This is a genomic window from Mycobacterium heidelbergense (genome assembly GCF_010730745.1).
In the GTDB taxonomy this organism is placed as follows: domain Bacteria; phylum Actinomycetota; class Actinomycetes; order Mycobacteriales; family Mycobacteriaceae; genus Mycobacterium; species Mycobacterium heidelbergense.
The window spans coordinates 556894-582430 of the sequence record NZ_AP022615.1; the positions used below are offsets into that span (position 1 = coordinate 556894).

Below are 25537 nucleotides of genomic sequence, written 5' to 3' on the forward strand. Positions count from 1 at the left end.
AGCTCCCTCCCCGCGAGCGTGCGTGTTTGTACGGCGACACGCCGTTGCGGCTGTACAACTGCGCACGCTCGCGACGCAGTTTTTCCGGGCGGCGGACGAGGCGCCCGTGAAGATCCTCATGGTGTCGTGGGAGTACCCGCCGGTGGTGATCGGCGGGTTGGGCCGTCACGTGCATCACCTGTCGACGGCGCTGGCCGCCGCCGGTCACGACGTCGTCGTCCTGTCCCGCCGCCCCTCGGGCACCGATCCCAGCAGCCACCCGTCGTCCGACAAGGTCGCCGAGGGCGTCCGGGTGATCGCGGCCGCGCACGATCCGCACGAATTCACCTTCGGCAGCGACATGATGGCCTGGACGCTGGCGATGGGTCACTCGATGATCCGCGCCGGCCTGTCGCTGGATTTCACCCCCGACGTCGTGCACGCACACGACTGGCTGGTGGCCCACCCAGCCATCGCGCTCGCCCAGTTCTACGACGTGCCAATGGTTTCCACGATTCACGCGACGGAAGCAGGCCGGCATTCCGGCTGGGTCGCCGGGGCGCTCAGCCGTCAGGTGCACGCGGTCGAGTCGTGGCTGGTGCGCGAATCCGATTCGCTGATCACGTGTTCGGTGTCGATGGCCGACGAGATCACCGAACTGTTCGGCCCCGGCCTGGCCGAGATCACCGTGATCCGCAACGGCATCGACGCGGCGCGCTGGCCGTTCGCGGCCCGCCGGCCGCGCACCGGGCCGGCCGAGCTGCTCTACCTCGGGCGGCTGGAGTACGAGAAGGGCGTGCACGACGTCATCGCCGCGCTGCCGCGGATCAGGCGCACCCACCCGGGGACCACGCTGACCATCGCCGGCGACGGCACCCAGCAGGACTGGCTCGTCGACCAGGCGCGTAAACACAAGGTGCTCAAGGCAACTCGGTTCGTGGGACACCTCGACCACGCCGAGCTGCTGGCGGTGCTGCACCGGGCCGATGCGGCGGTGCTGCCCAGCCACTACGAGCCGTTCGGGCTCGCCGCCCTGGAGGCCGCCGCGGCCGGCACCCCGCTGGTCACCTCGAACATCGGCGGCCTGGGCGAGGCGGTGATCGACGGGCAGACCGGCGTGTCGTGCCCGCCGCGCGACGTGGCGGCGCTGGCCTCGGCGGTGCGCAGCGTGCTCGACGATCCCGACGCCGCGCAGCGGCGCGCCCGCGCCGCCCGCGAACGGCTCACCTCCGATTTCGATTGGCACACCGTGGCCGCCGAGACCGCGCAGGTGTACCTGGCGGCCAAGCGTGGCGAGCGGCAGCCCCTGCCACGGCTGCCCATCGTCGAGCACGCGCTGCCAGACCGCTAGCCCCACGAACGGTGGGCGGTTTCGTTCTCCCGATTAATGGTTACGTTACTGACATGCCCACGAGAGCGCGCCCGGCGGTCCACTACCCCTGCACACGCCAAAGCCGTTGTGCGCCAGTAGGGTTGACCCAACAGGAACGGAGCGCGGGATGAAGAGGTCAATACCGGCCGCGACGACGCTCGCCGTCGCGGCCGCCGCCGGAGCCGGCAGCATCGCCAGCCCGAGCCGCGTAGCCGGCTGGTACTCGCGGCTTCGCAAGCCGCCGTACCAGCCGCCCGGCGCCGCGTTCCCCATCGTGTGGACCACGCTGTATGGCGACATCGCGGCCACGTCCGCGGTGGCCGTCGACCGGTTGCGCGCGGCGGGACGGCGGGACGAGGCGCGCCGCTACGCCGCGGCGCTGGGGCTGAACCTGCTGCTGAACGCCGGATGGAGCTGGCTCTTCTTCCGGTACCACAAACTCGGTGCCGCCGCGCTCGGCGCCGCCGCGCTGACAGCCAGCAGCGCCGATCTTGCCCGCCGGACGGCGCGGGCCGACCGGCGGGCCGGGCTGGCGCTGTCGCCGTACGCGTTGTGGTGCGCCTTCGCCACCGTCCTGGCCACCCATGTCTGGCGGCTCAACCGCGGCGCCGAATGACGGCCGCGCCGCCCTAGCGGGCCGCCTTCTTGCGTTCGATGTCGGCCAGCGCGGCGGCCAGCTCGGCGCGCTGCGCGGCCGAGGTCTCCCAGGACAGCTGCCGGTTCTTGACCACCTTGGCCGGGGCGCCGACGGCGATCGAATAGTCCGGGATGACCCCGCGGACCACGGCGTGCGACCCCAACACGCAGCCGCGCCCGATGGACGTGCCGCGCAGCACCGTCACCTTCACGCCGACCCAGGTGTCCGGCCCGATCCGGACCGGGGACTTGATGATGCCCTGATCCTTGATCGGCATCGTGATGTCGTCCATCCGGTGGTCGAAATCGCAGATGTAGCACCAGTCGGCCATCAACGCCGAATCCCCGAGCTCGATGTCGAGATAGCAGTTGATGACGTTGTCGCGGCCCAGCACCACCTTGTCGCCGAACCGCAGCGAGCCCTCGTGCGCGCGGATGGTGTTCTTGTCCCCGATGTGCACCCAGCGGCCGATCTCCAGCTCCGCCAATTCGGGGGTCGCGTGGATCTCGACGCCCTTGCCGAGAAACACCATGCCGCGGGTGATGATGTGCGGGTTGGCCAGCTTGAACTTCAGCAGCCGCCAGTAGCGCACCAGGTACCACGGCGTGTACGCGCGATTCCGCACGACCCACCTCAGCGACGCCAGCGTGAGGAACCTCGCCTGGCGAGGGTCCCGCAGGTTTGACCCCCGCCACCGGCGATGGAGCGGCGCGCCCCACATGCTCGTCATGGCCGGAAAGCCTATCGGAGGCGCCGCGGGTTACCCTCACCTGTACTCGATCGCCGCCTGCTCACGGAGAAGGATTGGGAAACCCGAGGTGCTAGCCCGAGATCTCCCGCGTGGGCTTCGGCGGTGGTTGCTGGCGGCCGCGCTGACGGTCGGGCTCGCCGGTTGCGGCAGCACCGACTCGTGGGTCGACGCGTCGCCCGCGCAGGGCTGGCCCGCGCAATACGGTGACGCCGCCAACAGCGGCTACACCGCGACGGGCGGCGCCACCAAGCTGTCGCTGCAATGGGCGCGGTCGGTGAAGGGCGCCCTGGCGGCCGCCGCGGCGCTGAGCGCGCGCGGCTATCTCGCCCTCAACGCGCAGACCCCGGCCGGATGCTCGCTGATGGAGTGGGAGAACAACGACAACGGCCGGCAACGCTGGTGTGTCCGGCTGGCCCAGGGCGGCGGCTTCGCCGGCCCGTTGTTCGACGGCTTCGACAACCTCTACGTCGGTCAGCCGGGGGCCTTCCTGTCGTTTCCGGTGACGCAGTGGACGCGGTGGCGCCAGCCCGTGATCGGGATGCCCACCACCCCGCGGTTTCTGGGGCACGGCCAGCTGCTCGTCGCCACGCACCTGGGGCAGGTCCTGGTCTTCGACTCCCACCGCGGCCAGGTGATCGGCAGCCCGCTGGACCTGGTGGAGGGCGTCGACCCCACCGACGCGACGCGCGGGTTGGACGATTGCGCGCCCGCGCGCCAGGGCTGCCCGGTCGCGGCGGCGCCGGCCTTCTCACCGGCCAGCGGGGCGGTGGTGCTCGGCGTCTGGCAGCCGGGCGCGCCGGGCGCGGGGCTGGTCGGGCTGAAATACCACCCGGGGCAGTCCCCGCTGCTGAGCCGGGAGTGGACCAGCGACGCCGTCGGCGCCGGGGTCATCGCCAGCCCGGTGCTGTCCGCCGACGGGTCGACCGTGTACGTCAACGGCCGCGACCAGCGACTGTGGGCGCTCAACAGTGGCGACGGGAAACCAAAGTGGTCGGTGCCGCTGGGCTTCCTGGCGCAGACGCCGCCCGCGGTCACCCCGCAGGGGCTGATCGTGTCGGGCGGCGGCCCGGACACCCGGCTGGCGGCGTTCAAGGATGCCGGCGATCACGCCGATCGGCTCTGGCGCCGTGACGACGTCACCCCGCTGTCGTCGTCGAGCCTGGCCGGCGCCGGCGTCGGCTACGCGGTGGTCGGCGGCCCACCCGCGGACGGCGCTCCGGGCCTGTCGCTGCTGGTCTTCGACCCGGCCACCGGTCACACGCTGGGCGGCTATCCGCTTCCGGCGGCCACCGGATATCCGGTCGGGGTGTCGGTGGGCAACGATCGCCGGGTGGTGGCCGCCATCAGCGACGGCCAGGTCTTCGGTTTCGGCCCGGCCTGAAGCCCGGCCCGGGCGCTAGATCGCCAGCGGCGGGATGGCGTTGCGGGGCACCTGGGCCTGGACCGGGCCGACCAACGCCGGCAGCATCTCGCCCGGCGCGAAGTAGAAGATCAGCTGGTCGTCGGTGATGGCGAAGTTCTGGTAGCGCGACGGGTCCAGCCCGGTCGAGGGCAATATCGTCACCCCCAAAGCGTTTTGACGTTCCAGGTCGCGCTGGACGACCGGGAAGATGGCGTCCAGCGGCGTGGTGCCGGGCGCAAACAGATTGTCGAAGGTGATGGGCTGCTTGGCCCCGAGGTTGTAGTTGAACGCCTTGTACCAGGTGGACGGGTGCGCGCCGCCCAGGTCCTGGAAGAACTTGAGCACCACGCTGCGGGTGTTGTGCGGCGGCTGGCCGGCCGTGTGTTGCTCGGTGGTGGCGACCATCTGGTACGGCTGGTCGCGCGGGCCGGAGCTGCGCGCGACGTTGACGAACCCGTCGCGGTTCTGCGTGAGGTAGTCGGTCAGCGCCTGCTCGTCGGGATAGTCGGCCGGGAACGTCATCTTCAGCGTGTAGGTGGGGCCGGTGGCCTGCACGAGACACATCTGCGCGGCCTCGACGGTGCCGCCCAGGCCGGCGCACGACGACGGCGCGGCGACCGCCCGAGGGGCCGCCGGCCAGCCCGGCAAGACCGCGGCGGCCAGCGCCGCGGTCGCTATCAGATAACGCATCGTCGAATCGTCCTTGCCGATTAAACAGGCTGGGCGCCTACAGGAGTGACGGCAGCCAGCGTACCCGTGCGCTATCGGGAGGCCCGGCACACGAAGGCCGTCGCCGCACCGGCGGGCCCCGAGCCGATGCGGGTGATGACCACCGACAGGGGTTGGCCGCCGCGCGGCCGCAGCCGTCGCCGCAGCGCGTCGGGGTCGACGCGCACGCCGCGGACCAGGATCTCCAGCGCCCCGCAGTCCAGCGCCGACAGGGCGCGCCGGAGCCGGCGCTCGTCGAACCTCACCCGCTCGAGCACCTCGAAGGCCCGGACCCCCGGCGGCGGCCGATCCCCGGACAGGTAGGCGATGTCGAGGTCGAGTTGCCAGAGCCCGTGGCGCGCGCCGTAGTGGCGCACCAGGCCGGCCCGGACGACGGCGCCGTCGGGGTCGACGATCCACCGCCCGGCCGGCCGCACCGGGCACTCGTCCGGGTCGGCGTCGGTGATCTGTTCGCCGCGATCGAGGACGTTCGCCCGTCGGCGCACGCCCGGCCGCGCCAGCCCGGCCGGCCACAGGCAGGCCTCCCGGACCGACCCGCGATACGACGTCACCTCGATTTCGCCGTCGAAGCCGAGGCGCCTCACCCGATCGAAATCGATTCCGGGGGCGCACTTTACGACCAGATCGCGGCCACGGTAGGCGTCGATCAACCGACCGAGGGCGGGCCGATAGTCATCGACGTGGAGGCGCCGCCGCCCGTCGCGACGGCGCCCGGGGTCGGCGACGACGACCGCGTCGCGGGTCACCGGACGCAGCGCGTCGGCGCGGCACAGGTCGGCGGCCGGCCCCAGGTTGTGGCGCGCCATCGCCAGCCGCAGCGGGTCGATGTCGCTGCCCACCGCCCGGACGCCGGCGCGGCGCAGCGCGGCCACTTCGGTGCCGATCGAGCAGGTCGCGTCGTGCACTACGACGCCCGCCTCTGCCAGCCGGCCGGCCCGGTGCAGGGCCACCGGCGCCGCGGTGGCCTGCTGCAGCGCCTCGTCGGTGAACAGCCAATCCGACACGTCGCACAGCCCGCCCAGCTTCTCGCCGGCGCGGCGGCGCAGCAGCGTCGTCTCCACCAGCGCCGGCGCCCGGTCGCCGAATCGGGCGCGCGCGGCGGCGACGTCGGCGATCCGGGTGGCGTCGCTCAATTCGAGCTCGGCGACCGCGGCCAGCGCCGCGGCACCCGATTGCGACCGCAGGAAACTGACGTCGTCGAGGCTGAAGCTCAGGAGGGTTTGACCCCGGTGACCATCACGTTGTAGAACCAGCCCTTCGGCACGACGTGCGCTAAAACGTTGGCGTCCACCCAGCTCAGCGTCTTCCAGCCGGTGAACGCGAACTTCGCCCAGCCCCAGCCCAGCCGCCCCGGCGGCACCGCGCATTCGAACGTGCGCAGCGGCCAGCCCAGCATCGCGGCGGTGAACTCCACGGTGGCGGTCCGGACCTCGGCCGCGCCGGCGTTGGCGGCCATCCGCTCCAGGTCCCCCGGCGCGAAGGTGTGCAGGTCGACGAGGGCCTCCAGCGCCGCGGCGCGCGAGGACTCGTCGAGTTCGGCCTGCGGGCGCCGCCAGCCGCGCAGGCCCGGCAGCCTGGTGGCGTTGGTGACGATCCGCCAGGTCAGCGTGGACAGCGTGCGGGCGTACGAGTCGCCGACGGTGGTCGGCTCGCCGGCGAACACGAACCGCCCGCCCGGGCGCAGCACCCGGATCGCCTCGCGCAGCGACAGCTCGACGTCGGGGATGTGGTGCAGCACGGCGTGCCCGACCACCAGATCGAACGTGTTGTCTTCGTAGGGGATGCCCTCGGCGTCGGCCACGCGGCCGTCGACGTCCAGCCCGAGCGATTGCCCGTTGCGGGTGGCGACCTTGACCATGCCGGGCGACAGGTCGGTGACCGACCCGCGCCGGGCGACCCCCGACTGGATCAGGTTGAGCAGGAAAAAGCCCGTCCCGCAACCCAATTCGAGGGCGCGGTCGTAGGGCAGCTCCGCGCTGGCCTGGTCGGGCACGATGCCGTCGAAGCAGTCCCTGGCGTAGTCGACGCAGCGCTGGTCGTAGGAGATCGACCACTTCTCGTCGTAGGTCTCGGCCTCCCAGTCGTGGTAGAGCACCTGGGCCAGCTTGCTGTCGTGCCTGGCCGCCTCCACCTGCTCGGCGGTGGCGTGCGGGTTGGGAACGGCGTCGGTCGGACTCGTCGTCATGCAGGGGAGCCTAACCGGCGGCGGGATCCGCGTTGCCGCCACCGCTGTGACCAGCGTCGTCGAAGACGGCGTTGATGGCGGCCTTCGCGGCCGCCAGTGCGTGCGGCGGGGCGTCGAGAAGGCGCGAAGCCCACGCCGCGGCGGCGTCGTAGACGTCGTCGGGGGCCACCATCTCGTCGATCAGGTTCAGCGCCAAGGCCTCCTCGGCGTCGACGAAGCGGCCGCTGTACGCCAGTTCCTTGGCCCTGCTCGCCCCGGCCGCCCGGGCCAGGCGGGCCATGCCGCCGCCGGGGACGAGGCCGGCCGTGATCTCGGTCGCGCCGAACTTCACGTTGTCGCCGGCCACGCGCCAGTCGGCGGCCAGGGCCAGCGTGAGCCCGGCGCCCAGCGCGTATCCGGTGATCGCGGCCACGGTGGGCTTCGGGATCGCCGCCACGGCGTCGACGGCCTCCCGCCGCACCCGGGCCGCGATCTCGGCTTCCGGCGGGGTCAGCGTCCGCAGCTCGGCCATGTCGTCGCCGGCGGAGAAGATCTCGTGGCCGCCGAACACAATCACGGCGGCGACGTCGTCGCGGCGCCCGAGTTCGCCGGCCGCGGCCGCGAGCTCGCGGTAGACCTGTCGGGTCATGGCGTTGGTGGGCGGCCGCGAGAGGACCAGCGTGGCGAGGCCGGCGCCGGCCACGACGCTGACGAATTCGCTCAAAACTGCCATCCCATCCCGCCGGCCTCCCGCGCCCGGTGGTAGCGGTCGGAGTCGAAGAACTCGAAAACCCAGTTGTCGCCCCGGATCTCGAGGTGGGGTTGCACCGTGACGATCTGGCGCTCGACGGCCAGCACCTCGGCGACGGTGCGCCCGGCCAGCGAGTCCAGCTGCGTCCAGGTCGGCGGCAGCAGGAAGTTGCGGCCGGCGGCGAAGTCGTCGATGGCGGCCCGCGGCGTCGTCCAGCCGGCGCGGTCGGATTCGGTGTTCTCGCCGTCGGCCCGTTGGCCCTCCGGCAGGGCGCCCACGAAGAAATAGGTGTCGTAGCGGCGGGTGCGCTCGGCCTCCGGGGTGACCCAGTTGGCCCACGGCCGCAGCAGGTCCGACCGCAGCACGAGGTTTTCGCGCCGCAGGAAGTCCGCGAAGGACAGCGTGCCGGCGGCCAGCTCGCGGCGGGAGTCGCGGTACACCGAGGCGTCGCCGACGATACTGTTCGGCTCGTTGGCGGGCCCGGCGAACAGCACGCCCGATTCCTCGAAGGTCTCCCGGGCGGCCGCACACACCAGCGCCTCGGCCAGGTCGGGCTCGATGCCGAACCGCTGCGCCCACCACCGCGGCGGCGGCCCGGCCCACGCCCCCAGCCCGCCCAAGTCGGCGTTGCGGTCGCGCTCGTCGACGCCGCCGCCGGGAAACACCATCACGCCGGCGGCGAATTCCATCTGCGAGTGCCGCCGCATCAGGAAGACGGCCAGATCCCTCGCCGAGGTTTCGCGGACCAGCATCACGGTCGCGGCCGGGCGTGGGGTCAGCGGGGGTGGTTGATTCATGCCTGCCTCCGGTGGGCCGCGCGGGTGCGGACCCGCCGGGCGAAATAGCGCCCGTCGACGACGTCCAGGGCGATCGACTGGCCGAACGCCGTGGACAGGTTCTCGCCGGTGAGCACGTCGGTCAGCAAACCCGCGGCGACCACCTGCCCCTCCGACAGCAGCATGCAGTGGCTGAAGCCGGGCGGGACCTCCTCCACGTGGTGGGTGACCAGCACCAGCGCCGGGGCGTCGGGGTCGGCGGCCAGGTCGGCGAGCCGGGCCACCAGCTCCTCCCGGCCGCCCAGGTCCAGGCCCGCGGCGGGCTCGTCGAGCAGCAGCAGTTCCGGGTCGGTCATCAGGGCGCGGGCGATCAGCACCCGCTTGCGCTCCCCCTCCGACAGCGTCCCGTAGGCGCGGTCCGCGAGGTGCTCGGCGCCAAGGCTTTCCAGCATGTCGACCGCCCGCCGGTAGTCGACGTCCTCGTAGCGCTCCCGCCATCGACCCAGCACCGCGTAGCCGGCCGACACGACGAGGTCGCGCACCAGCTCGTCGCCGGGGACGCGCTGCGCCAGGGCCGACGAGCTCAGCCCGATCCGCGACCGCAGCTCCGACACGTCGACCCGGCCCAGCCGCTCGCCGAGCACGAACGCCACGCCGGACGACGGGTGCTCGGCGGCCGCGGCGATGCGCAGCAGCGAGGTCTTGCCGGCGCCGTTGGGTCCGATGACCACCCAGCGTTCGTCGAGTTCCACCAACCAGTCCAGCGGCCCGACCAGGACGCGCCCGCCGCGCCGCAGCGACACGCTTCTGAAGTCGATCAGCAGATCGGGGTCGGCTGGCTCGCTTCCGTTTTCGGGCACCCGACCATCGTGCCGTACCGCGGCGCCCGAACACCTGCCGGGTCGCGGCCCGGCGCGATCGCCGCCCGCCGCGGCCGTCACCTGGCGCGAGGCCGCCACCTGGCGCGAGCAGACGCGGAATCGCACGAAATCCGCGATTTCCGTGCGATTCCGCGTCTGCTCGCCGGGCCTGATCGGGCTCGCGCCGCTTAGTCCGGCGGGATTTCCACCCGGCGCACCTGGCCGTCGATCGCGTCGGCGGCCTCGATCTCGCCGCGCGTCACGCCCAGCAGAAACAGCACCGTGTCCAGGTACGGGTGGCTCAACGACGCGTCGGCGACCTCGCGCAGCGCGGGCTTGGCGTTGAACGCCACCCCCAACCCGGCCGCGGCCAACATGTCGATGTCGTTGGCGCCGTCGCCGACGGCGACGGTCTGCGCCATCGGCACCCCGGCCTGCTCCGCGAAGTCGCGCAGCGCCTTGGCCTTGCCGGCGCGGTCGATGATCGGGCCGACGACCCGGCCGGTGAGCGTGCCGTCGACGATCTCCAGCTCGTTGGCGGCGACGAAGTCCAGCATCAGCTCCTCGGCGAGCGGCTCGATGATCCGCCGGAACCCGCCGGAGACGACGCCGCAGTGAAAACCCAGCCGCCGCAACGTGCGCAGCGTGGTCCGCGCACCGGGCATCAGCTCCAGCTGATCGGCGACCTCGTCGATCACGGTGGCGGGCAGGCCCGCCAGGGTCGCCACCCGCTGCTGCAGCGACTCCGCGAAGTCCAGCTCGCCGCGCATCGCGGCCTCGGTGATGGCGGCGACGGCCCCCTGCGCGCCCGCCCGGGCCGCCAGCATCTCGATGACCTCGCCCTGGACCAGGGTCGAGTCGACGTCGAACACGATGAGCCGCTTGGCGCGCCATTCCAGGCTGTAGTCCTCGACGGCGACGTCGACGCCCTCGTCGCCGGCCACCCGCGTCAGCGCGTTCCGCAGCGCGCCGCCGCCGCCCGGCGGCACCGAGACCCGCAGCTCCAGGCCGGTCACCGGGTAGTCGGAGACGCCGCGGATGAGGTCGATGTTGACGCCCAGCGCCGCCACCTCCCGGGCGACCGCGCCGAACGCCCGGGCCGTGATCGGCCGGCCCAGCACGAAAATGGTGTGGGTCGACGGTTGCCGGATGATCGGCACGTCGTCGCTGCGCTCGATGCTGACGTCCAAACCCTTTGCGCGGATGGCGGATTCAACGTCGTCACGCAGCGCGCCGCCGTCGGCGACGTCCGGTGGACAGCACAGCAGCACGCCCAGCGTCAGGCGGCCCCGGATCACCACCTGTTCGACGTTGAGCAGCTCGACACCGTGCCGGGACAGCACCTCGAACAGCGCCGACGTCACGCCCGGCTGGTCCACGCCGGTGACGGTGATCAGCACCGACACCTTGGATGGTGTGTTCACCCTCGACTGGCGCTAGAACCCATTAGGTGCGAACGCTGACGTCGTCGGCTCTGGTCACATCGCCGCTCGCCGGCCCATGCGCCCGCCCGACATGCGCCTCGGCGCGAAGGCGTTCCACCATGTGCGGGTAGTGCAACTCGAATGCCGGTCGCTCCGAACGGATTCGGGGCAGCTCGGTGAAGTTGTGCCGCGGCGGCGGGCAACTGGTGGCCCACTCCAGCGAGTTGCCGTAGCCCCACGGGTCGTCGACGGTCACGACCTCGCCGTAGCGCCAGCTCTTGAAGACGTTCCAGACGAACGGGAACATCGACGCGCCCAAGATGAAGGCGCCGACCGTCGAGACGATGTTGTACGGCTGGAAGCCGTCGGTGGACAGGTAGTCGGCGTAGCGGCGCGGCATGCCCAGGTCCCCCAGCCAGTGCTGGATCAGGAACGTGGTGTGAAAGCCGATGAACGTCAACCAGAAATGCAGCTTGCCGAGGCGCTCGTCGAGCAGCCGGCCGGTCATCTTCGGGAACCAGAAGTAGATGCCGGCGAACGTGGAGAACACGATGGTGCCGAACAGCACGTAGTGGAAGTGCGCGACGACGAAGTAGCTGTCGGTCACGTGGAAGTCCAGCGGCGGGCTGGCCAGCAGCACGCCGGTCAGGCCACCCAGCAGGAAGGTCACCATGAAGCCGATCGAAAACAGCATCGGCGTCTCAAAGGTCAACTGGCCCTTCCACATCGTGCCGATCCAGTTGAAGAACTTGATCCCGGTCGGCACCGCGATCAGATACGTCATGAACGAAAAGAACGGCAGCAGAACCGCTCCGGTGGCGAACATGTGGTGCGCCCACACCGCGACCGACAGCGCGGCGATCGACAGCGTCGCGTACACCAGCGTGGTGTAGCCGAAGATCGGCTTGCGGGCGAACACCGGGATCACCTCGCTGACGATCCCGAAGAACGGCAGCGCGATGATGTACACCTCGGGGTGGCCGAAGAACCAGAACAGGTGCTGCCACAACAGGACTCCGCCGTTGGCTGGGTCGTACACATGCGCCCCCAGGTGGCGGTCGGCGGCCAGGCCGAACAAAGCCGCGGTGAGCAGCGGGAAGGCGATCAGGATCAAGATCGACGTCACCAGGATGTTCCAGGTGAAGATCGGCATCCGGAACATCGTCATGCCGGGCGCGCGCATGCAGACCACGGTGGTGATCATGTTCACCGCGCCCAGGATGGTGCCCAGACCGGCGACGGCCAGGCCCATGATCCACAGGTCGCCGCCGGCGCCCGGCGAGTGGATGGCGTCGGACAGCGGCGCGTAGGCGGTCCAGCCGAAGTCGGCGGCCCCGCCCGGCGTGATGAAACCGGCCATGCCCAGCGTCGCGCCGAACAGGAACAGCCAGAACGAGAAGGCGTTCAGCCGGGGGAAGGCGACGTCGGGCGCGCCGATCTGCAGCGGCAGCACCAGGTTGGCGAAGCCGAACACGATCGGGGTCGCATAGAACAGCAGCATGATCGTGCCGTGCATGGTGAACAGCTGGTTGAACTGTTCATTCGACAGGAACTGTAGGCCGGGCGCGGCCAACTCGGTGCGCATGAGCAGCGCGAGCAGCCCGCCGATGAAGAAGAAGATGAAGCAGGCGACGCAGTACATGATGCCGATCATCTTGTGATCGGTGGTGGTGATCAGCTTGTAGACGAGGTTCCCTTTGGGACCGATCCGGGCCGGGTACGGACGGACGGCGTCGAGTTCTCCCAGCGGGGGCGCTTCGGCTGTCAACAGCTCCTCCAAACATCCGCATCGGACGGGTTCCCGAACCCAGTGATGACTGGAATCTTAGCCGCCGATCAACCCGCCGTCAGGGTTGGTCCTACAAACTGTCGTAAATGGCTTTGAAGTCGCCGGATGTTAGCGTCGGACTCGTGTTCGGGAGGCGATCGGTCGCGGCCGCGGCCGCGACGGTGGTCGTGGCCTGCGGTGGTTGCGGGGCGGGATCGGGGCCCAAAGCCTCGACGCGATCGCTGGTCACCCCCACCACCCAGATCGCGGGCGCCGGGGTGCTGGGCAACGATCGCCGGCCGGACGAGTCATGCGCGCGGGACGCCGCCGGGCCCGATCCGGGGCCGCCGACGCGACAGGCCACCAACGCGGCCGGCGTCACCCCCGACACGGTCACCGTTCCCGCGGAGCCGCGGCGCATCGTGGTGCTCTCCGGCGACCAGCTCGACACCCTGTGCGCGCTGGGCCTGCAATCGCGGGTGGTCGCCGCCGCGCTGCCGGACGGCGCCTCGGGTCAGCCGTCCTACCTGGGCGACGCGGTCCACGGCCTCCCCGGCGTCGGCACCCGCACCAACCCCGACCTGGCCGGCATCGCCGCGGCCCACCCGGACCTGATCCTGGGCTCGATAGCGTTGACGCCCAAGCTGTATCCGCAGCTCGCCGCCATCGCCCCGACGGTGTTCACGGCGGCGCCCGGCGCGGCCTGGCAAGACAACGTGCGCGGCGTCGGCGCCGCCACCGCACGCACCGCCGCCGTGGAGGCGCTGATCAACGGCTTCACCCGACGGGCCACCGAGATCGGGGCCGCGCACGACGCCTCCCACTTCCAGGCGTCGATCGTGCAGCTGACCACCAACAGCATCCGCGTCTACGGGGCCGACAACTTCCCGGCCAGCGTGCTGGGCGCGGTCGGGGTGGACCGCCCGGCCGCCCAGCGGTTCACCGACAAGGCCTACATCGAGATTCCCGCCACCGACGCGGACCTCGCGAAAAATCCGGACCTCTCGGCCGCCGACGCCGACGTCGTCTACCTGTCGTGCGCCACGCCCGCCGCCGCCGACCGCGCCGCCACCGTCCTGGACTCCGGCCCGTGGCGCAAGCTCTCCGCCAACCACGACAACCGGGTCTACGTCGTCAACGACGAGGTCTGGCAAACCGGGGAGGGCCTGGTCGCGGCCCGTGGCATCCTCGACGACCTGCGCCTGGTCAACGCCCCGATCAACTGAGCCCGGGCAGCCGGCCGGCGATCGTCGTCATAAGCTGGCATTCGGGGCGCCACCCCGGGGCGCCACCCCGGCGAGTGGCTCGAGACAACATCGAAGAGGGATTTTTCATGAGCACAGTTTCGGCGTATGCCGCCACTTCGGCGACGGAACCGTTGACCAAGACCACCATCACCCGGCGCGACCCCGGCCCCCACGACGTGGCGTTCGACATCAAGTTCGCGGGGATCTGCCACTCCGACATCCACACCGTCAAAGCCGAGTGGGGCCAGCCGAATTACCCGGTCGTGCCCGGTCACGAAATCGCCGGTGTGGTAACCGAAGTCGGGTCCGAGGTGACCAAGTTCAAAGTAGGTGACCACGTCGGTGTCGGCTGCATGGTCAACTCCTGCGGCGAGTGCAGCAGCTGCAAGGCCGGGCTCGAGCAATACTGCAAGCCGGGCGCAACCTTTACGTACAACTCCATCGACAAGGACGGCACGCCGACTCAGGGCGGCTACAGCCAGGCCATCGTCGTCAACGAGAACTTCGTGCTACGCATCCCCGACTCGCTGCCGCTGGACGCTGCAGCCCCGCTGCTGTGCGCGGGCATCACGCTGTTCTCGCCGCTGCGGCACTGGAACGCGGGGCCCGACACGCGCCTGGCGATCATCGGCCTGGGCGGGCTGGGTCACATGGGCGTCAAGCTGGGCGCGGCGCTGGGCGCCGAGGTGAGCGTGCTGTCGCAGTCGCTGAAGAAGATGGAGGACGGGCTGCGCCTGGGCGCCAAGCATTACTACGCCACCGCCGACCCGGACACCTTCCGCAACCTGCGCGGCAGCTTCGACCTGATCCTGAACACCGTGTCGGCGAACCTGAACCTCAACGACTATCTGGGCCTGCTCGACGTCGACGGCACGCTCGTCGAGCTGGGCATCCCCGAGCACCCCATGGAGGTGGGGGCGTTCCCGCTGGCGCTGGCGCGGCGCAGCCTGTCCGGGTCGAACATCGGCGGGATCGCCGAGACGCAGGAGATGCTGAACTTCTGCGCCGAGCACGGCGTGACACCCGAAATCGAGATCATCGAGCCCGACTACATCAACGAGGCCTACGAGCGCGTGCTCGCCAGCGACGTGCGCTACCGCTTCGTCATCGACATCTCGAAGCTATGACGAGGCGTGTTATGACGGGGCGCGCAGCCCCGCCGCAACCTCCTCGGCCGCCTCGCCGTCCTCATCGCCCGGGATAACCGCACTCACGTCGATGCCGGCCAGCGGCCAGCCCGCGGCGGCCAGGGTGGCGGCCACCCGGATGATGTTCTCCTTGCCGGGATCGTGGTGGGTGGTCTCCGAGATGAACTTTTCGATCTCGTCGCGGTCGATCTCGCCGTCGCCCTCCGCCCTGTGCTTCTTGATGATGTTGTGCACCACTTCTTCGAGCTGATCCTGGGTCAGTGGTGTGCTCTTGAGCAGTGCGAACAACGCCACCTGGTCCGGCCCGGGGACGCCCTGGGGGTACCCGACGTCCAGCCACCGGATCACTGACTTGAGAAACTTGGCGTGCTTGTGGGAAGCGTGGGTTGAAGTCACGTCATAAGTGTCGGGGCAGAGGCGTCACCGTGGCGTTGCACCAGGCCCACAATTCATGCGCCGTTCACGACGCGAACACCTGATGCCCGGAACTCCGGGCCGGGCTTTCGCCGTCCGCTGCCCGCGGGGCACAATGAGCTGCGAAGTCAGCGACGACAACGGGAGTCACTTGCCGGGACACCACGGGTCACTTCTGCCAGGCCATCCGGCTGCGTTGACGGAAAGACGCCGCCCAGCCGGCCTCGCCCTGATCCGCCGGTCGTCGAAGTGGTGGATCCGATGAGCGTGCTCGGTCTGCCCGACTACAACCCCGGCTCGCTGTCGCTGCGGGAAACCCGGATCGTGTACCTGCACGGGGAGCTGCGCCTCGACGAACTCGAAGAGGAACTGCTCGGTCAGGGCAGGAGCCTCGAAGAGACCGCGCGCATTTTGTCCGAGCAGCGAAATGCGCTGCGCTCGTGGACAAGAGAACTCATGAGTGACCGCCGCGCGGCGGCGACGATAACCGCCGAAAACCCCAACATGAGCTGGGACGAGGTCGTTGCCAAGTATCGGAACAGGGGCTTCACCGGCGACGACCTCTACCGCGAGATTATGGCCGCCGCCAAGCGCAGCCGGGCCAAGGTGAACGAGGCGCTGGGGCTTGACCCGAACAATCCGCCGCCGTTGCCACCCATGCTCCCGCCGGTGCCGTTCGATCGCGGACCGCCGTAGCGGCAGTCGGCTCGTCACGCGATGAGGCTGCGCAGTTCCGCACCGAGGTTGCGCCTGGCCTTGGCTTCCCACCGGTCACGAGCATGGGGCGTGCGGTATACCGCGGGTTCACCCCACGAGGTCAGCAGCGCTTGCCCAACCGCATCGACCTGGGGCGACGAGACGAGGGCAGCGAGCAGCTCCCGCCAGGCCGTCGCCAATTCGCCGACACCGTCGGGGTGCTCACTCGTCGTCGTACACCGCGAGCTGATCGAATGCCACGTAGGCGATCTGGGTGGGGTCATCGAGGGGATGAACCCGCACGCTCAGGTTTGGCCCCACCTCGTCCTCGGTCGAAACCACCTCGGTAATCCCCTCCGGCAGATCCTGGGGGACGCCGGCGTCGTCGGTGGGAAGGTCGGTCAGCAGGCGCAGCCGTCGACCGGTCAGCCCGGTGATGTCGTAACGGAATCTGCGAAACGTCCGGGCCTCGCCGGGCAAGCGCCATTCCGATTCAGCGTCACTCATCTTCCGTGGTCGTGGCGCCGCGCTCTCCGCACCGTTCATGACGCCAATCTATCGCTTGGCCGCGGCGTCCGGCCCTGCCGCTGCAAACTTCTGCTTTGTCGCTCATGCGTCGGACAGCCCGAGCTCGGCCCACAGCTTGCCGGCCTCGACGGTGACGCCAGTGCGCTCGTGAACGCTGAGCCGGTCGCGCAGATCCTCGATTTCCTCGAGCATGGCGTCATAGCGGCCGGCGCCGACGAGGACGGCGGCCGGCGTCGAGTGGTTCATCAGCACGACGTCCTCGTCGGCGGACTGGCGCACCAGCTCAGACAGCTTCGCCTTGGCCTTGCTGATCGAAATCATGCTCATCGCCTATATACCTCCTTGCGGTGCGCGACGCGGGTCACGTTGACGATGTGCAGCCCGTCGTCGATCAGGTAGACGATGCGGAACACGCCGATGCGCACGCGGTACGAGTCGGTTGTGCCGCTCAGTTTGGTGCAGCCGTGCGGGCGCGGGTCGATTGCAAGCGCGTCGATCGCGCCCTTGATGCGGATCTGCTCGTGGCGTTGTAGCCGTTGGATTTGCTTCGCCGCGGCGGTCTCGATCTCGACCCGGTACTCGGTCGCCATGCGAAAATAGTACCAAGAAAATGGACCTTAAAAGAAGTCCTAATTTAGGGACCTAAATATGGTAGAGGCTCCGGCGGCTAGCTCGTAGCGCAGAACCAGCCATCGGCCACTGCTCGTCTCGCGACCATCTTGACCCCGGAAGGTGCGACCTAGGCCAGACCTAGGCCACCCGACGTCCTGCGAACGCAACAGCTAGCCTCGATCTTCTGATACTATAAATCGTCATTAATAGATATTTATCGACATTTTAAGGTAAGTAACGATGTCGAAGCGCATGGTCGCCCCGACTCGCGCCGCCGGGGACGCTCTTGCCGTGCTCGCCGCGCAGATTCGCCTAGCGCGGCACCAGAAAAACTGGACGGCCGCGGAGCTGGGCACGCGTATCGGGGTGGGCCCTCGCACCGTCACCGCTATCGAGCGGGGCGCACCGGGGGTAGCGATCGGTACGGTGCTCAGCGCGGCGTCGGTGCTGGGTGTTCCGCTGTTCGGCGCCGAAGATGACGAGCTGGCACGACTTCGCCGCCGCGGCGAGGAACGGATAGCGCTGATCCCGTCGCGCGAGTACCAGCCACGATCGACAACAGCCGACGACGATGACGACGCCCTCGACTTCTGACCGCGCCATCCCCGTGCCCCGCGGCGCCTACGTGTGGGTGTGGCTGCCGGGGCACACCGAGCCGGTAGTGGCCGGGCGTATACAGGTCCGAGTCCTCCGCGACCGCGGCCCACACCGGTACATGTTCGGCTACGGACGCAGCTACCTCGCCCGCCCCAACGCCATCAGCCTCTACACTCCGGAGCTGCCACTGCGCGCAGGATGGCAGACTCCTCCCAACCCGACGATGTCGATTGCCTCCGTGCTGCGCGATGCCGGACCCGACTCCTGGGGCCAGCGCGTCATCCTCGAACAACTCCACGGTGCGAAGGGACGCGATGCCGACCCCGGAGATCTGGAGCAGATCACCTACTTCCTGGAACCTGGATCGAATCGGATCGGCGGCCTGGACTTTCAGACCAGCGCGGACGTCTACGTGCCGCGCGGTAGCTCCGCGACGCTCGACGAGTTGCACACCGCCGCCGACGCCCTGCAGGAAGGGCGCCCGCTGACCGACGAACTGAGCGCAGCGCTCGTGCGCGGCACCTCCATCGGCGGCGCACAACCCAAGGCGCTGATCGACGTCGACGGCGTGAGCCACATCGCCAAGTTCTCCTCTACGTCGGATACGCGTCCGGTGGTCAACGCAGAGGCGCTGGCCCTTGAGTTCGCCCGGCGGGTCGGGATCGACACCACGGCATCGTTCCTCACCAGATCCCTTAACCGCGACGTCCTCATGATCAAGCGATTCGACCGACCGCCCGGCGGTGGCCGACGCCTTATGGTGTCAGGTCTGACCATGCTCGGACTCGACGAGATGGAGGCACGGTACGCCACGTACCCGGATCTTCTGGACGTGCTGCGCAGCAACGGGATCGACGCCAACGTTGGTCGCCGGCTGTTCGAACGGATCGTCTTCAACGTGGCCATCGGCAACAACGATGACCACCCCCGCAACCACGCCGCGTTCTGGGACGGTCAGCGTCTCGAACTGACCCCCGCCTATGACCTGTGTCCGCAGCCCCGCTCCGGCGAGACCTCGTATCAGGCGGTGGCCTTCAACCGCGACGGCACCCGCGACAGCTCTTTCGCCGCCTGCCTGCGTGCCGCCCCGGTATACGGCCTGACCACCGCCCAGGCGCGTGAAATCATCGACGGGCAGATCGACGTCATCCAGCGCGACTGGACCGAAGTCGCCGATCTCGCCAGGCTAACGGCCGCACAACGGAACCTCCTGTGGCACAGGCAGATCCTCAACCCACACGCAGGCTACGGGTACACAACCGCGACATATTTGTGAGGACATCCCGGTTCGCCAGCCTCGTTTGTCGTAGCGCCGCCGGGCGGGACCCGACAGTGCTTCATCTGTCCGACCGCGCGGCCAATCGTGAACGCTATGGCCTCACCACTCCACGACGGTGAGCCCGCCGATTTTGACCATCGATTGCGGGAAGCGAACGCCGAAAGCGAAGAAGTTGTACGCCTGCGGGACCTTGGAGAGACGTTCGTGGGCGAACAGCACCTCTAGAAGTCCCAGTCCTCGTCCTCGGTGACGACGGCCTTGCCGATCACGTACGACGAGCCGGAGCCGGAGAAGAAGTCGTGGTTCTCGTCGGCGTTGGGGCTCAGCGCCGACAGGATGGCCGGGTTCACGTCGGTCTCGTCGCGCGGGAACAGCGCCTCGTAGCCGAGGTTCATCAGCGCCTTGTTGGCGTTGTAGCGCAAGAACTTCTTGACGTCCTCGGTCAGCCCGACCTCGTCGTAGAGGTCCTGGGTGTACTCCACCTCATTGTCGTAGAGCTCGAACAGCAGCTCGTAGGTGTAGTCCTTCAATTCGGCGCGCTTGGCGTCGTCGACCAGCGCCAGGCCGCGCTGGTATTTGTAGCCGATGTAGTAGCCGTGCACGGCCTCGTCGCGGATGATCAGCCGGATCATGTCGGCGGTGTTGGTCAGCTTGGCCCGGCTCGACCAGTACATCGGCAGGTAGAACCCGGAGTAGAAGAGGAAGCTTTCCAGCAGCGTGGAGGCGACCTTGCGCTTGAGCGGCTCGTCGCCCTTGTAGTACTGCATGACGATCTCGGCCTTGCGCTGCAGGTTGGGATTCTCCTCCGACCAGCGGAACGCGTCGTCGATCTCGGCCGTCGAACACAGGGTGGAGAAGATGTTGCTGTAGCTGCGGGCGTGCACCGACTCCATGAACGCGATGTTGGTGTACACCGCCTCCTCGTGCGGGGTCAGCGCGTCCGGAATCAGGCTGACCGCCCCCACCGTGCCCTGGATGGTGTCCAGCAGCGTCAGGCCGGTGAACACCCGCATGGTCAGCTGTTTTTCGTGGGCGGTCAGCGTGCCCCACGACGGGATGTCGTTGGAGACCGGCACCTTTTCCGGCAGCCAGAAATTGCCGGTCAACCGGTCCCACACCTCGGCGTCCTTGTCGTCTTGCAGCCGGTTCCAGTTGATCGCCGAGACGCGGTCGATCAGCTTGATATTTTCGGTCACCAGAACCCCACTTCACCAGACGGTTTGCCTGCGATACTCAGGCCTCAAACACTACCCCTGGGGTACGACACGGCGGCGGAACACAAGAAGTTGTGTTTGCCGTGTCGCGCCTCGTCCCGCTCGCCGAGCGTGACGTCAGGGCGGGAAAATCGCGAAAAACTCGCCCTGAGTGCACGTTCGGCGCGGGCTTCCGCACCGCTGGCAAGTCAGTCCAATCCGGCTTCTCGCAAGGTATGCGTGAGGCCGTCCTCGAGGGCGCTCAGCGCGATGTCGGTGAGGCGGCTCAGTTCGTCGATGTCCTCGCCGCCCTTGCTCATCCACGCCTCCAGCGACACGAACACCGCGGTGGCCAGGCTGTGCGCGGCGATGTCGGCGATCATGGCCCCGTCGGCCGTGGGCTTTGACCGTTCGTGGATGAAGCGGCCGATCTCGTCGGCGACCTGATCGCGCATCCGCCGAATGTGCGTGCTGATGATGCCCTGGTCGAGGTCGCGCGACCGGATGGTGGCGGCCTCGCGGACCATCGCGAAATCAAAGGGGAACGCGTCCACGGCCTTTCGCACCGACGCGGTGATGGGTTCCCCGTGCGGGCGCAGCGCCAACGCGCGCGCGAACCACTCGAAGCCGATGTCGTAGTCGGCGAAGATCACCGCGTGCTTGGACGGGAAGTGCCGATAGAAGGTCCGTTCGGTCACCCCGACGTCCGCGGCGATGTCGGCGACGCTGGTCCGATGCACGCCGTCGGCGACGAACCGCTTCATCGCGGCCTGCATGAGCGCCTGCCGCGTGCGTGCGCTACGGCCCTGGGCAAGCATCCGACCCTCCAAATGTCACTATTGACGCAATAATGTCAGGTATGACATTGTGCTGTCAATCGTAAGGGTCCATAAGGAGGTCAGCATGGCGGACTACGACGCGATCGTCATCGGGGCGGGTCACAACGGTCTGGTCGCCGCCAATGTGCTGGCGAAGGGCGGCGCGAAAGTGCTTGTGCTGGAACGGGCGCACTTCCTCGGCGGGATGGCCGCGACCCGGGAGCTGTTCGACGGGTACAAGCACAGCGTCGGCGCGTGGGCGGTGCTGATCTGGCGCCAGGAGATGACCGAGCGCCTGGAGCTGACCAAGTGGGGCTTCGAGCTGATGGACCAGTGGATGTCGACGTGCACCTTCGGGGCCCCCGAGGACACCCCGTTCGTCATGTACAACGACCTCGAACGCATGGGGCGCCACCTGCTCGACGATCACGGACCCGACGTCGCCACGGCCCTCGGCGGCCTGTTCGCCCACATCGGCCGGTTCGCACCGTATTTCGTCGACTCGGCGTTCGGCCCCCCGCCCGACATCATCGAGGTGATCGCCTCCCAGCCCACGCCCGCGGACCGCCACGACTTCGCCCAGATGTGGTACGGCAGCACCATGGACACGGTGCGCCGTTTCCTGGCGCCCGACCAGGGCCGCTGCATCCAGGGCTCGCTGGCGGCGATGTCGATCGACGCCTTCGACGGCGGCCCGTGGACGCCCGGCTCGAACGCGTCGACGCTGTATCACTACCTGATCGGCGGCGGCAACGTCGAGTACATCATGCCGCGCGGCGGCATCGGCTCACTGAGCACGGCGCTGTGTCGCCGGGCCGAATCGCTGGGCGCCGAGGTGCGGATGAAGCATCACGTCAAGCAGATCCTGGTCGCCGACGGACGGACCACCGGGGTCGAGTTGCGCGACGGCACAACGATTTCGGCGGACACCGTGCTCTCGTCGCTCGACCCGTACACGACCTTTGTGAATCTGGCCGGCGCGCAGAACTTTCCGCCCGACTACATCCGCAAGATCAAGGAGATCAACTTCAACCTGGGTTACATCCAGGCCCATCTCACCATTGACCAAGCGCCCCAATGGATCGAGCGCCTACAACCCTTCATACAGGACAATGGGCAGTACTGCCCCACCGTCGCCTACGCACCGTCGCCGGAGTACATCAGCGACGCGTGGGAGCAGTATCGCAAGGGCCAGCTGCCCGATGCCCCGCCCACCTACCTGTACATCCCCAGCATGGTCGACTCGTCGCTGGCGCCCGAAGGCAAGCACAGCGCAACGATTTTCACGCCCTACTTCCCCACCGGGTTGGACGCCGACGAAAACCGAAGCTGGAAGGAGCAATACGCCGACACGTGCGTGCGAATCTTCGATGAGTTCGCACCCGGGTTCGCCGACTCCGTCACCAACCGCGTCGTGTTCTCCAACCGCTACTTCGGCAGCACCTTCAGCGCGCACGCCGGCGATTACGCGCATGGCCTCCTGCAACCCAACCAGCTGTGGACCGGCCGCGTCGTCGAGGGCGAGGACAAGTTCGCCACGCCGGTCGACGGGCTGTACCTCTGTGGCCAGTGCACCCACCCGGGTCCGGGCGTGACCGGAATCCCCGGGTGGAACGGCGCCGAGGCGGCCCTCGAGCACCTCAACGCGCGCGTCAAGGCATAGGGCTTCGCGGATCATCGCCGAGATCGACGCTGGCGCGATGCCCACTCGAACTTTCCCGCGCTGCCGTCAATCTCGATGACCCCTTGGTCGTGTACCATTTGGTACATGATTACCGAAGACAGCATCGAGATCGATGCGCCGCCGCAGCTGGTCTGGGAGGTCTTCAGCGACGTCGAGCGTTGGCCCGAATGGACCGCCTCGGTGACGTCCCTGGTCGGGCGGGACGGACCCGCCCTGGCCGTCGGCAGACGATTCGCGATCAAGCAACCCCGCATGTCGAAGCTGGTCTGGAAGGTCACCGAGATCGACCCGGGCTCGTCCTGGACGTGGGTGCAGCGCTCTCCCGGCGTCCTGGTGACCGCCCGCCACTGGGTCACCGCCCAGCCCGGCGGCCGGACCCTGGTGCGCCAGCAACTTGAACAGCGCGGTGCGCTCGGCGCACTGGTCGGGCGGCTGATGGTCAAGAAGACCAGGCGCTTCCTCGAACTGGAGGCCCAGGGCCTCAAGGCCCGGTCCGAGCAGCTCAGCCGCGCCAGTGGCCCGGACTCCTGACACCGAGCGACGCCGGCAGCTGCTCGACGCGCTCGTCGACGAGTTCGCGGCGGGCGGCGTCGGCGACCGGTCGTTGCGCGAGGTGGCCGCCGCGATCGGCACCAGCCACCGAATGCTGTTGCACCACTTCGGGTCTCGCGAGGGCCTGCTCGTGGCGATCGTCGAGGAGGTCGAGCGCCGCCAGATGGGGCTGCTGCCCGCGTTGCCCACGGACCCGGCCAAGGGCTTTGCGGCCATGTGGGCCGACCTCCGCCGACCCGAACTGCGCCAATCCGAACGCCTCTTCTTCGAGTGCTACGCCCGCGCCGCCCAAGGCGAAAAGCCGTTCACACGCATGATTCCCGGCGCGGTCGACGGCTGGCTGCGCGAGGTCGAGTCGGCTGCGGACGGCCCATCCGATGGCGCGATGGCCAGGCTCGGGCTGGCCGTCACCCGTGGCCTGCTGCTGGATCTCGTGGCCACCGACGACGACGCCGGGGTGGACGCGGCCGCGCAGGCCTTCATCGACCTCCTCAGCCGTTGACCGAAACCTTGCGAGCCGACGACGCGCGACCCGCGGTACCCACCCCGGAGAACTGGTACTCCTCGGGCTTGATCGAGCGGGTCGCCATCCAGTACTGCCAGGTGTAGCCGCCCCACAGCACCGTGTTCTTGCCGTGCTCGTCGAGATACCAGCTGGCGCACCCACCCGTGTTCCACACCGAATGCGAAAGCCTGTGCTGCAGTTCGTTGTTGAAGCGATCCTGCGCGGCCCGGGTCGGGGCCAGCGCCTGGGCTCCCATCCGGTCGCAGGTCGCGATCGCGTCGGCGACGTAGTGGATCTGGGATTCGATCATGAACACCACGGAGTTGTGCCCGAGCCCGGTGTTGGGACCCAGCAGGAAGAACAGGTTGGGCACGTCGGCGACGGTGATCCCGCGATGCGCGCCGATGCCCTCGCGGTTCCACCGATCCACCAGGTCTTCGCCGTGCCGTCCCTTGATCTGGACGTAGGTGTAGGAGTCGGTCACATGGAAGCCGGTGCCGTAGACGATCACGTCGACTTTGCGCTCGGTGCCGTCGGCGGTGACGATCCCGTCGGGCGTGATCCGGGCGATGCGGTCGGTGATCAGCTCGGTCTTCGGATCCGCCACCGCCGGGTAGTAGGTGGAGGAGTTCAGGATTCGCTTGCACCCGATGCGGTAGCGCGGGGTCAGCTTGCGACGCAGCTCGCGATCCTTCACCGAGCGGCGAATGTTCCACTTGGCGTAGGCCTCGATGAACCGCAGCGTGTTCGGCCGCTTGGTCATGCCGAACGCCAAAGCCTCCTGCGCCCAATAGATTCCGGCCCTCAGCAAGGCCCGCAATCCCGGGATGTTCGCCAGCGCCCGCCGCAGCGCGGGCGGGAGTTCCTCATTGGTGCGCGGCACCACCCACGGCGGGGTGCGTTGGTAGAGCTGAAGTTCGGCGACCTGCCCGACGATCTCCGGCACGATCTGGATCGCGCTGGCGCCGGTCCCGATCATCGCCACCCGCTTGCCGGTGAGGTCGACGCTGTGGTCCCACTGCGCGGAATGGAAAGCGGGGCCGCGAAACTCGTCGCGGCCCTCGATGTCGGGGATGGACGGGATGTGCAGCGCGCCCGCGCCCGAGATCAGAAACTGGGCGACGTACTCCCGCCCGTCGGTGGTGAAGACGTGCCACCGGTGCTCGTCCTCGTCCCAGTGGCCGCGGTCGACCAGCGAGTTGAACACGATGTAGCGGCGCAACCCGTATTTCTCGGTGACCCCCTTGAGGTAGTCCCAGATCTCGGGCTGATACGAGAACAGGTGCTTCCAGTCCGGCTTCGGCTCGAACGAGAACGAATACAGGTGTGACGGGATGTCGCAGGCGCACCCGGGATAGCTGTTGTCCCGCCACGTGCCGCCGACGTCGTCGGCCTTCTCCAGGATGACGAAGTCCACACCCTGCTGCTGCAGCCTGATGCCCATGCCGAGACCGGAGAATCCGGTCCCGATGATGAGGGCGCGGGTATGCACCGGCTCCCGGTGGGCCGGCGTCTGCGCCGTCGGCTCGGCAATGGTCATGGTGGATTCTTTCTGCATCGGGGCGAGGTGCGGCCTCGCAAATACCCAGTACCCAGGGTATCGGATACGACGAGTGTTATCGATGCCCGCGGCGATGTCAACGTCGCCGCC

The 25537-nt window shown here is 68.8% G+C and carries 27 protein-coding genes; 11 read left to right on the forward strand and 16 right to left on the reverse strand.

Annotated features, from left to right (window positions below; all coding sequences use genetic code 11):
• Positions 1 to 106 precede the first annotated feature (106 nt).
• Both G6N25_RS02585 and G6N25_RS02590 read left to right on the forward strand, forming a co-directional pair.
• Positions 107 to 1330, forward strand: a complete 1224-nt coding sequence (locus tag G6N25_RS02585) for a glycosyltransferase family 4 protein (RefSeq protein ID WP_083074655.1) — start codon at positions 107 to 109, stop codon at positions 1328 to 1330.
• A 148-nt stretch (positions 1331 to 1478) separates the two neighbouring features.
• Positions 1479 to 1967, forward strand: coding sequence for a TspO/MBR family protein (locus G6N25_RS02590; protein WP_083074654.1), 489 nt, complete (start codon positions 1479 to 1481; stop codon positions 1965 to 1967).
• A 13-nt stretch (positions 1968 to 1980) separates the two neighbouring features.
• Here the strand turns inward: G6N25_RS02590 and G6N25_RS02595 are convergent, their stop codons facing one another.
• Positions 1981 to 2718 (reverse strand): acyltransferase, encoded by a 738-nt coding sequence (locus tag G6N25_RS02595; RefSeq protein WP_083074653.1) that lies wholly within the window; start codon positions 2716 to 2718, stop codon positions 1981 to 1983.
• An 88-nt stretch (positions 2719 to 2806) separates the two neighbouring features.
• Between G6N25_RS02595 and G6N25_RS02600 the strand changes: the two genes are divergently transcribed.
• Positions 2807 to 4120, forward strand: coding sequence for an outer membrane protein assembly factor BamB family protein (locus tag G6N25_RS02600; RefSeq protein WP_232065679.1), 1314 nt, complete (start codon positions 2807 to 2809; stop codon positions 4118 to 4120).
• Between the two features lie 15 nt (positions 4121 to 4135).
• Here G6N25_RS02600 and G6N25_RS02605 read toward each other — a convergent pair whose 3' ends face one another.
• The 8 genes from G6N25_RS02605 to ctaD all read right to left on the reverse strand — a co-directional run bounded on the left by G6N25_RS02605 (position 4136) and on the right by ctaD (position 12613).
• On the reverse strand, positions 4136 to 4831 hold the full coding sequence (locus G6N25_RS02605; RefSeq protein ID WP_083074652.1) for an esterase: 696 nt from the start codon (positions 4829 to 4831) through the stop codon (positions 4136 to 4138).
• A gap of 71 nt (positions 4832 to 4902) precedes the next feature.
• A complete protein-coding gene (locus tag G6N25_RS02610) occupies positions 4903 to 6084 on the reverse strand; it encodes a class I SAM-dependent methyltransferase (RefSeq protein WP_158084892.1) in 1182 nt (393 codons plus the stop codon).
• Positions 6081 to 7055, reverse strand: coding sequence for a class I SAM-dependent methyltransferase (locus G6N25_RS02615; RefSeq protein ID WP_083074701.1), 975 nt, complete (start codon positions 7053 to 7055; stop codon positions 6081 to 6083). Before G6N25_RS02615 ends, G6N25_RS02610 begins: the two co-directional genes overlap by 4 nt.
• 10 nt (positions 7056 to 7065) lie before the next feature.
• Positions 7066 to 7758, reverse strand: coding sequence for an enoyl-CoA hydratase (locus G6N25_RS02620; protein WP_372506722.1), 693 nt, complete (start codon positions 7756 to 7758; stop codon positions 7066 to 7068).
• Positions 7755 to 8582, reverse strand: a complete 828-nt coding sequence (locus G6N25_RS02625) for an NUDIX hydrolase (RefSeq protein WP_083074650.1) — start codon at positions 8580 to 8582, stop codon at positions 7755 to 7757. The genes G6N25_RS02620 and G6N25_RS02625 overlap by 4 nt, the downstream gene beginning before the upstream one ends.
• Positions 8579 to 9421 carry an ABC transporter ATP-binding protein gene (locus G6N25_RS02630; protein WP_083074703.1) on the reverse strand — a complete coding sequence of 281 codons (843 nt, stop codon included), beginning with the start codon at positions 9419 to 9421 and terminating at the stop codon, positions 8579 to 8581. The genes G6N25_RS02625 and G6N25_RS02630 overlap by 4 nt, the downstream gene beginning before the upstream one ends.
• A 188-nt stretch (positions 9422 to 9609) precedes the next feature.
• A complete protein-coding gene (serB, locus tag G6N25_RS02635) occupies positions 9610 to 10845 on the reverse strand; it encodes a phosphoserine phosphatase SerB (RefSeq protein WP_083074649.1) in 1236 nt (411 codons plus the stop codon).
• A gap of 22 nt (positions 10846 to 10867) precedes the next feature.
• Positions 10868 to 12613 carry an aa3-type cytochrome oxidase subunit I gene (ctaD, locus tag G6N25_RS02640; protein ID WP_083074700.1) on the reverse strand — a complete coding sequence of 582 codons (1746 nt, stop codon included), beginning with the start codon at positions 12611 to 12613 and terminating at the stop codon, positions 10868 to 10870.
• Positions 12614 to 12720: 107 nt separating this feature from the next.
• On the opposite strand from ctaD, the gene G6N25_RS02645 reads away from it, so the two are divergent.
• The gene (locus G6N25_RS02645; protein ID WP_083074648.1) at positions 12721 to 13839 is read left to right on the forward strand and encodes an iron-siderophore ABC transporter substrate-binding protein; all 1119 of its coding nucleotides are present in this window, start codon (positions 12721 to 12723) and stop codon (positions 13837 to 13839) included.
• 107 nt (positions 13840 to 13946) lie between these two features.
• Positions 13947 to 14987 (forward strand): NAD(P)-dependent alcohol dehydrogenase, encoded by a 1041-nt coding sequence (locus G6N25_RS02650; protein ID WP_083074699.1) that lies wholly within the window; start codon positions 13947 to 13949, stop codon positions 14985 to 14987.
• 9 nt (positions 14988 to 14996) lie between these two features.
• On the opposite strand, the gene G6N25_RS02655 is transcribed toward G6N25_RS02650, so the two are convergent.
• Entirely contained in the window at positions 14997 to 15404 is a 408-nt protein-coding gene (locus tag G6N25_RS02655) for a DUF3349 domain-containing protein (protein ID WP_083074647.1), read from the reverse strand.
• A 279-nt stretch (positions 15405 to 15683) separates the two neighbouring features.
• On the opposite strand from G6N25_RS02655, the gene G6N25_RS02660 reads away from it, so the two are divergent.
• Entirely contained in the window at positions 15684 to 16118 is a 435-nt protein-coding gene (locus G6N25_RS02660) for a hypothetical protein (RefSeq protein WP_142272694.1), read from the forward strand.
• Positions 16119 to 16340: 222 nt separating this feature from the next.
• Here G6N25_RS02660 and G6N25_RS02665 read toward each other — a convergent pair whose 3' ends face one another.
• The 3 genes from G6N25_RS02665 to G6N25_RS02675 form a co-directional block, all read right to left on the reverse strand.
• On the reverse strand, positions 16341 to 16625 hold the full coding sequence (locus G6N25_RS02665; RefSeq protein WP_142272693.1) for a DUF7161 family protein: 285 nt from the start codon (positions 16623 to 16625) through the stop codon (positions 16341 to 16343).
• Positions 16626 to 16727: 102 nt separating this feature from the next.
• Positions 16728 to 16973 (reverse strand): type II toxin-antitoxin system prevent-host-death family antitoxin, encoded by a 246-nt coding sequence (locus G6N25_RS02670; RefSeq protein WP_083074644.1) that lies wholly within the window; start codon positions 16971 to 16973, stop codon positions 16728 to 16730.
• The gene (locus G6N25_RS02675; protein ID WP_083074643.1) at positions 16970 to 17236 is read right to left on the reverse strand and encodes a type II toxin-antitoxin system RelE family toxin; all 267 of its coding nucleotides are present in this window, start codon (positions 17234 to 17236) and stop codon (positions 16970 to 16972) included. Before G6N25_RS02675 ends, G6N25_RS02670 begins: the two co-directional genes overlap by 4 nt.
• Before the next feature lie 262 nt (positions 17237 to 17498).
• Here G6N25_RS02675 and G6N25_RS02680 point away from each other — a divergent pair, with 262 nt between their 5' ends.
• Both G6N25_RS02680 and G6N25_RS02685 read left to right on the forward strand, forming a co-directional pair.
• Complete coding sequence (locus tag G6N25_RS02680; RefSeq protein WP_083074642.1) at positions 17499 to 17852, forward strand: helix-turn-helix domain-containing protein; 354 nt, start codon at positions 17499 to 17501, stop codon at positions 17850 to 17852.
• Positions 17830 to 19131, forward strand: coding sequence for a type II toxin-antitoxin system HipA family toxin (locus tag G6N25_RS02685; protein ID WP_083074641.1), 1302 nt, complete (start codon positions 17830 to 17832; stop codon positions 19129 to 19131). The genes G6N25_RS02680 and G6N25_RS02685 overlap by 23 nt, the downstream gene beginning before the upstream one ends.
• A gap of 224 nt (positions 19132 to 19355) precedes the next feature.
• On the opposite strand, the gene nrdF is transcribed toward G6N25_RS02685, so the two are convergent.
• Positions 19356 to 20330: a class 1b ribonucleoside-diphosphate reductase subunit beta gene (nrdF, locus tag G6N25_RS02690; RefSeq protein WP_142272692.1), complete on the reverse strand. Its 975-nt coding sequence runs from the start codon at positions 20328 to 20330 to the stop codon at positions 19356 to 19358.
• A 206-nt stretch (positions 20331 to 20536) separates the two neighbouring features.
• On the reverse strand, positions 20537 to 21145 hold the full coding sequence (locus G6N25_RS02695; protein ID WP_083074640.1) for a TetR/AcrR family transcriptional regulator: 609 nt from the start codon (positions 21143 to 21145) through the stop codon (positions 20537 to 20539).
• Between the two features lie 85 nt (positions 21146 to 21230).
• Here G6N25_RS02695 and G6N25_RS02700 point away from each other — a divergent pair, with 85 nt between their 5' ends.
• From G6N25_RS02700 to G6N25_RS02710, 3 genes are all read left to right on the forward strand, one after another.
• Positions 21231 to 22808 (forward strand): phytoene desaturase family protein, encoded by a 1578-nt coding sequence (locus G6N25_RS02700; protein WP_083074639.1) that lies wholly within the window; start codon positions 21231 to 21233, stop codon positions 22806 to 22808.
• A gap of 105 nt (positions 22809 to 22913) precedes the next feature.
• Positions 22914 to 23360 (forward strand): SRPBCC family protein, encoded by a 447-nt coding sequence (locus tag G6N25_RS02705; protein ID WP_083074638.1) that lies wholly within the window; start codon positions 22914 to 22916, stop codon positions 23358 to 23360.
• Entirely contained in the window at positions 23344 to 23883 is a 540-nt protein-coding gene (locus G6N25_RS02710) for a TetR/AcrR family transcriptional regulator (RefSeq protein WP_083074637.1), read from the forward strand. The genes G6N25_RS02705 and G6N25_RS02710 overlap by 17 nt, the downstream gene beginning before the upstream one ends.
• On the opposite strand, the gene G6N25_RS02715 is transcribed toward G6N25_RS02710, so the two are convergent.
• Positions 23873 to 25426: a flavin-containing monooxygenase gene (locus G6N25_RS02715; protein WP_142272691.1), complete on the reverse strand. Its 1554-nt coding sequence runs from the start codon at positions 25424 to 25426 to the stop codon at positions 23873 to 23875. The genes G6N25_RS02710 and G6N25_RS02715 overlap by 11 nt on opposite strands.
• Between the last annotated feature and the right edge of the window lie 111 nt (positions 25427 to 25537).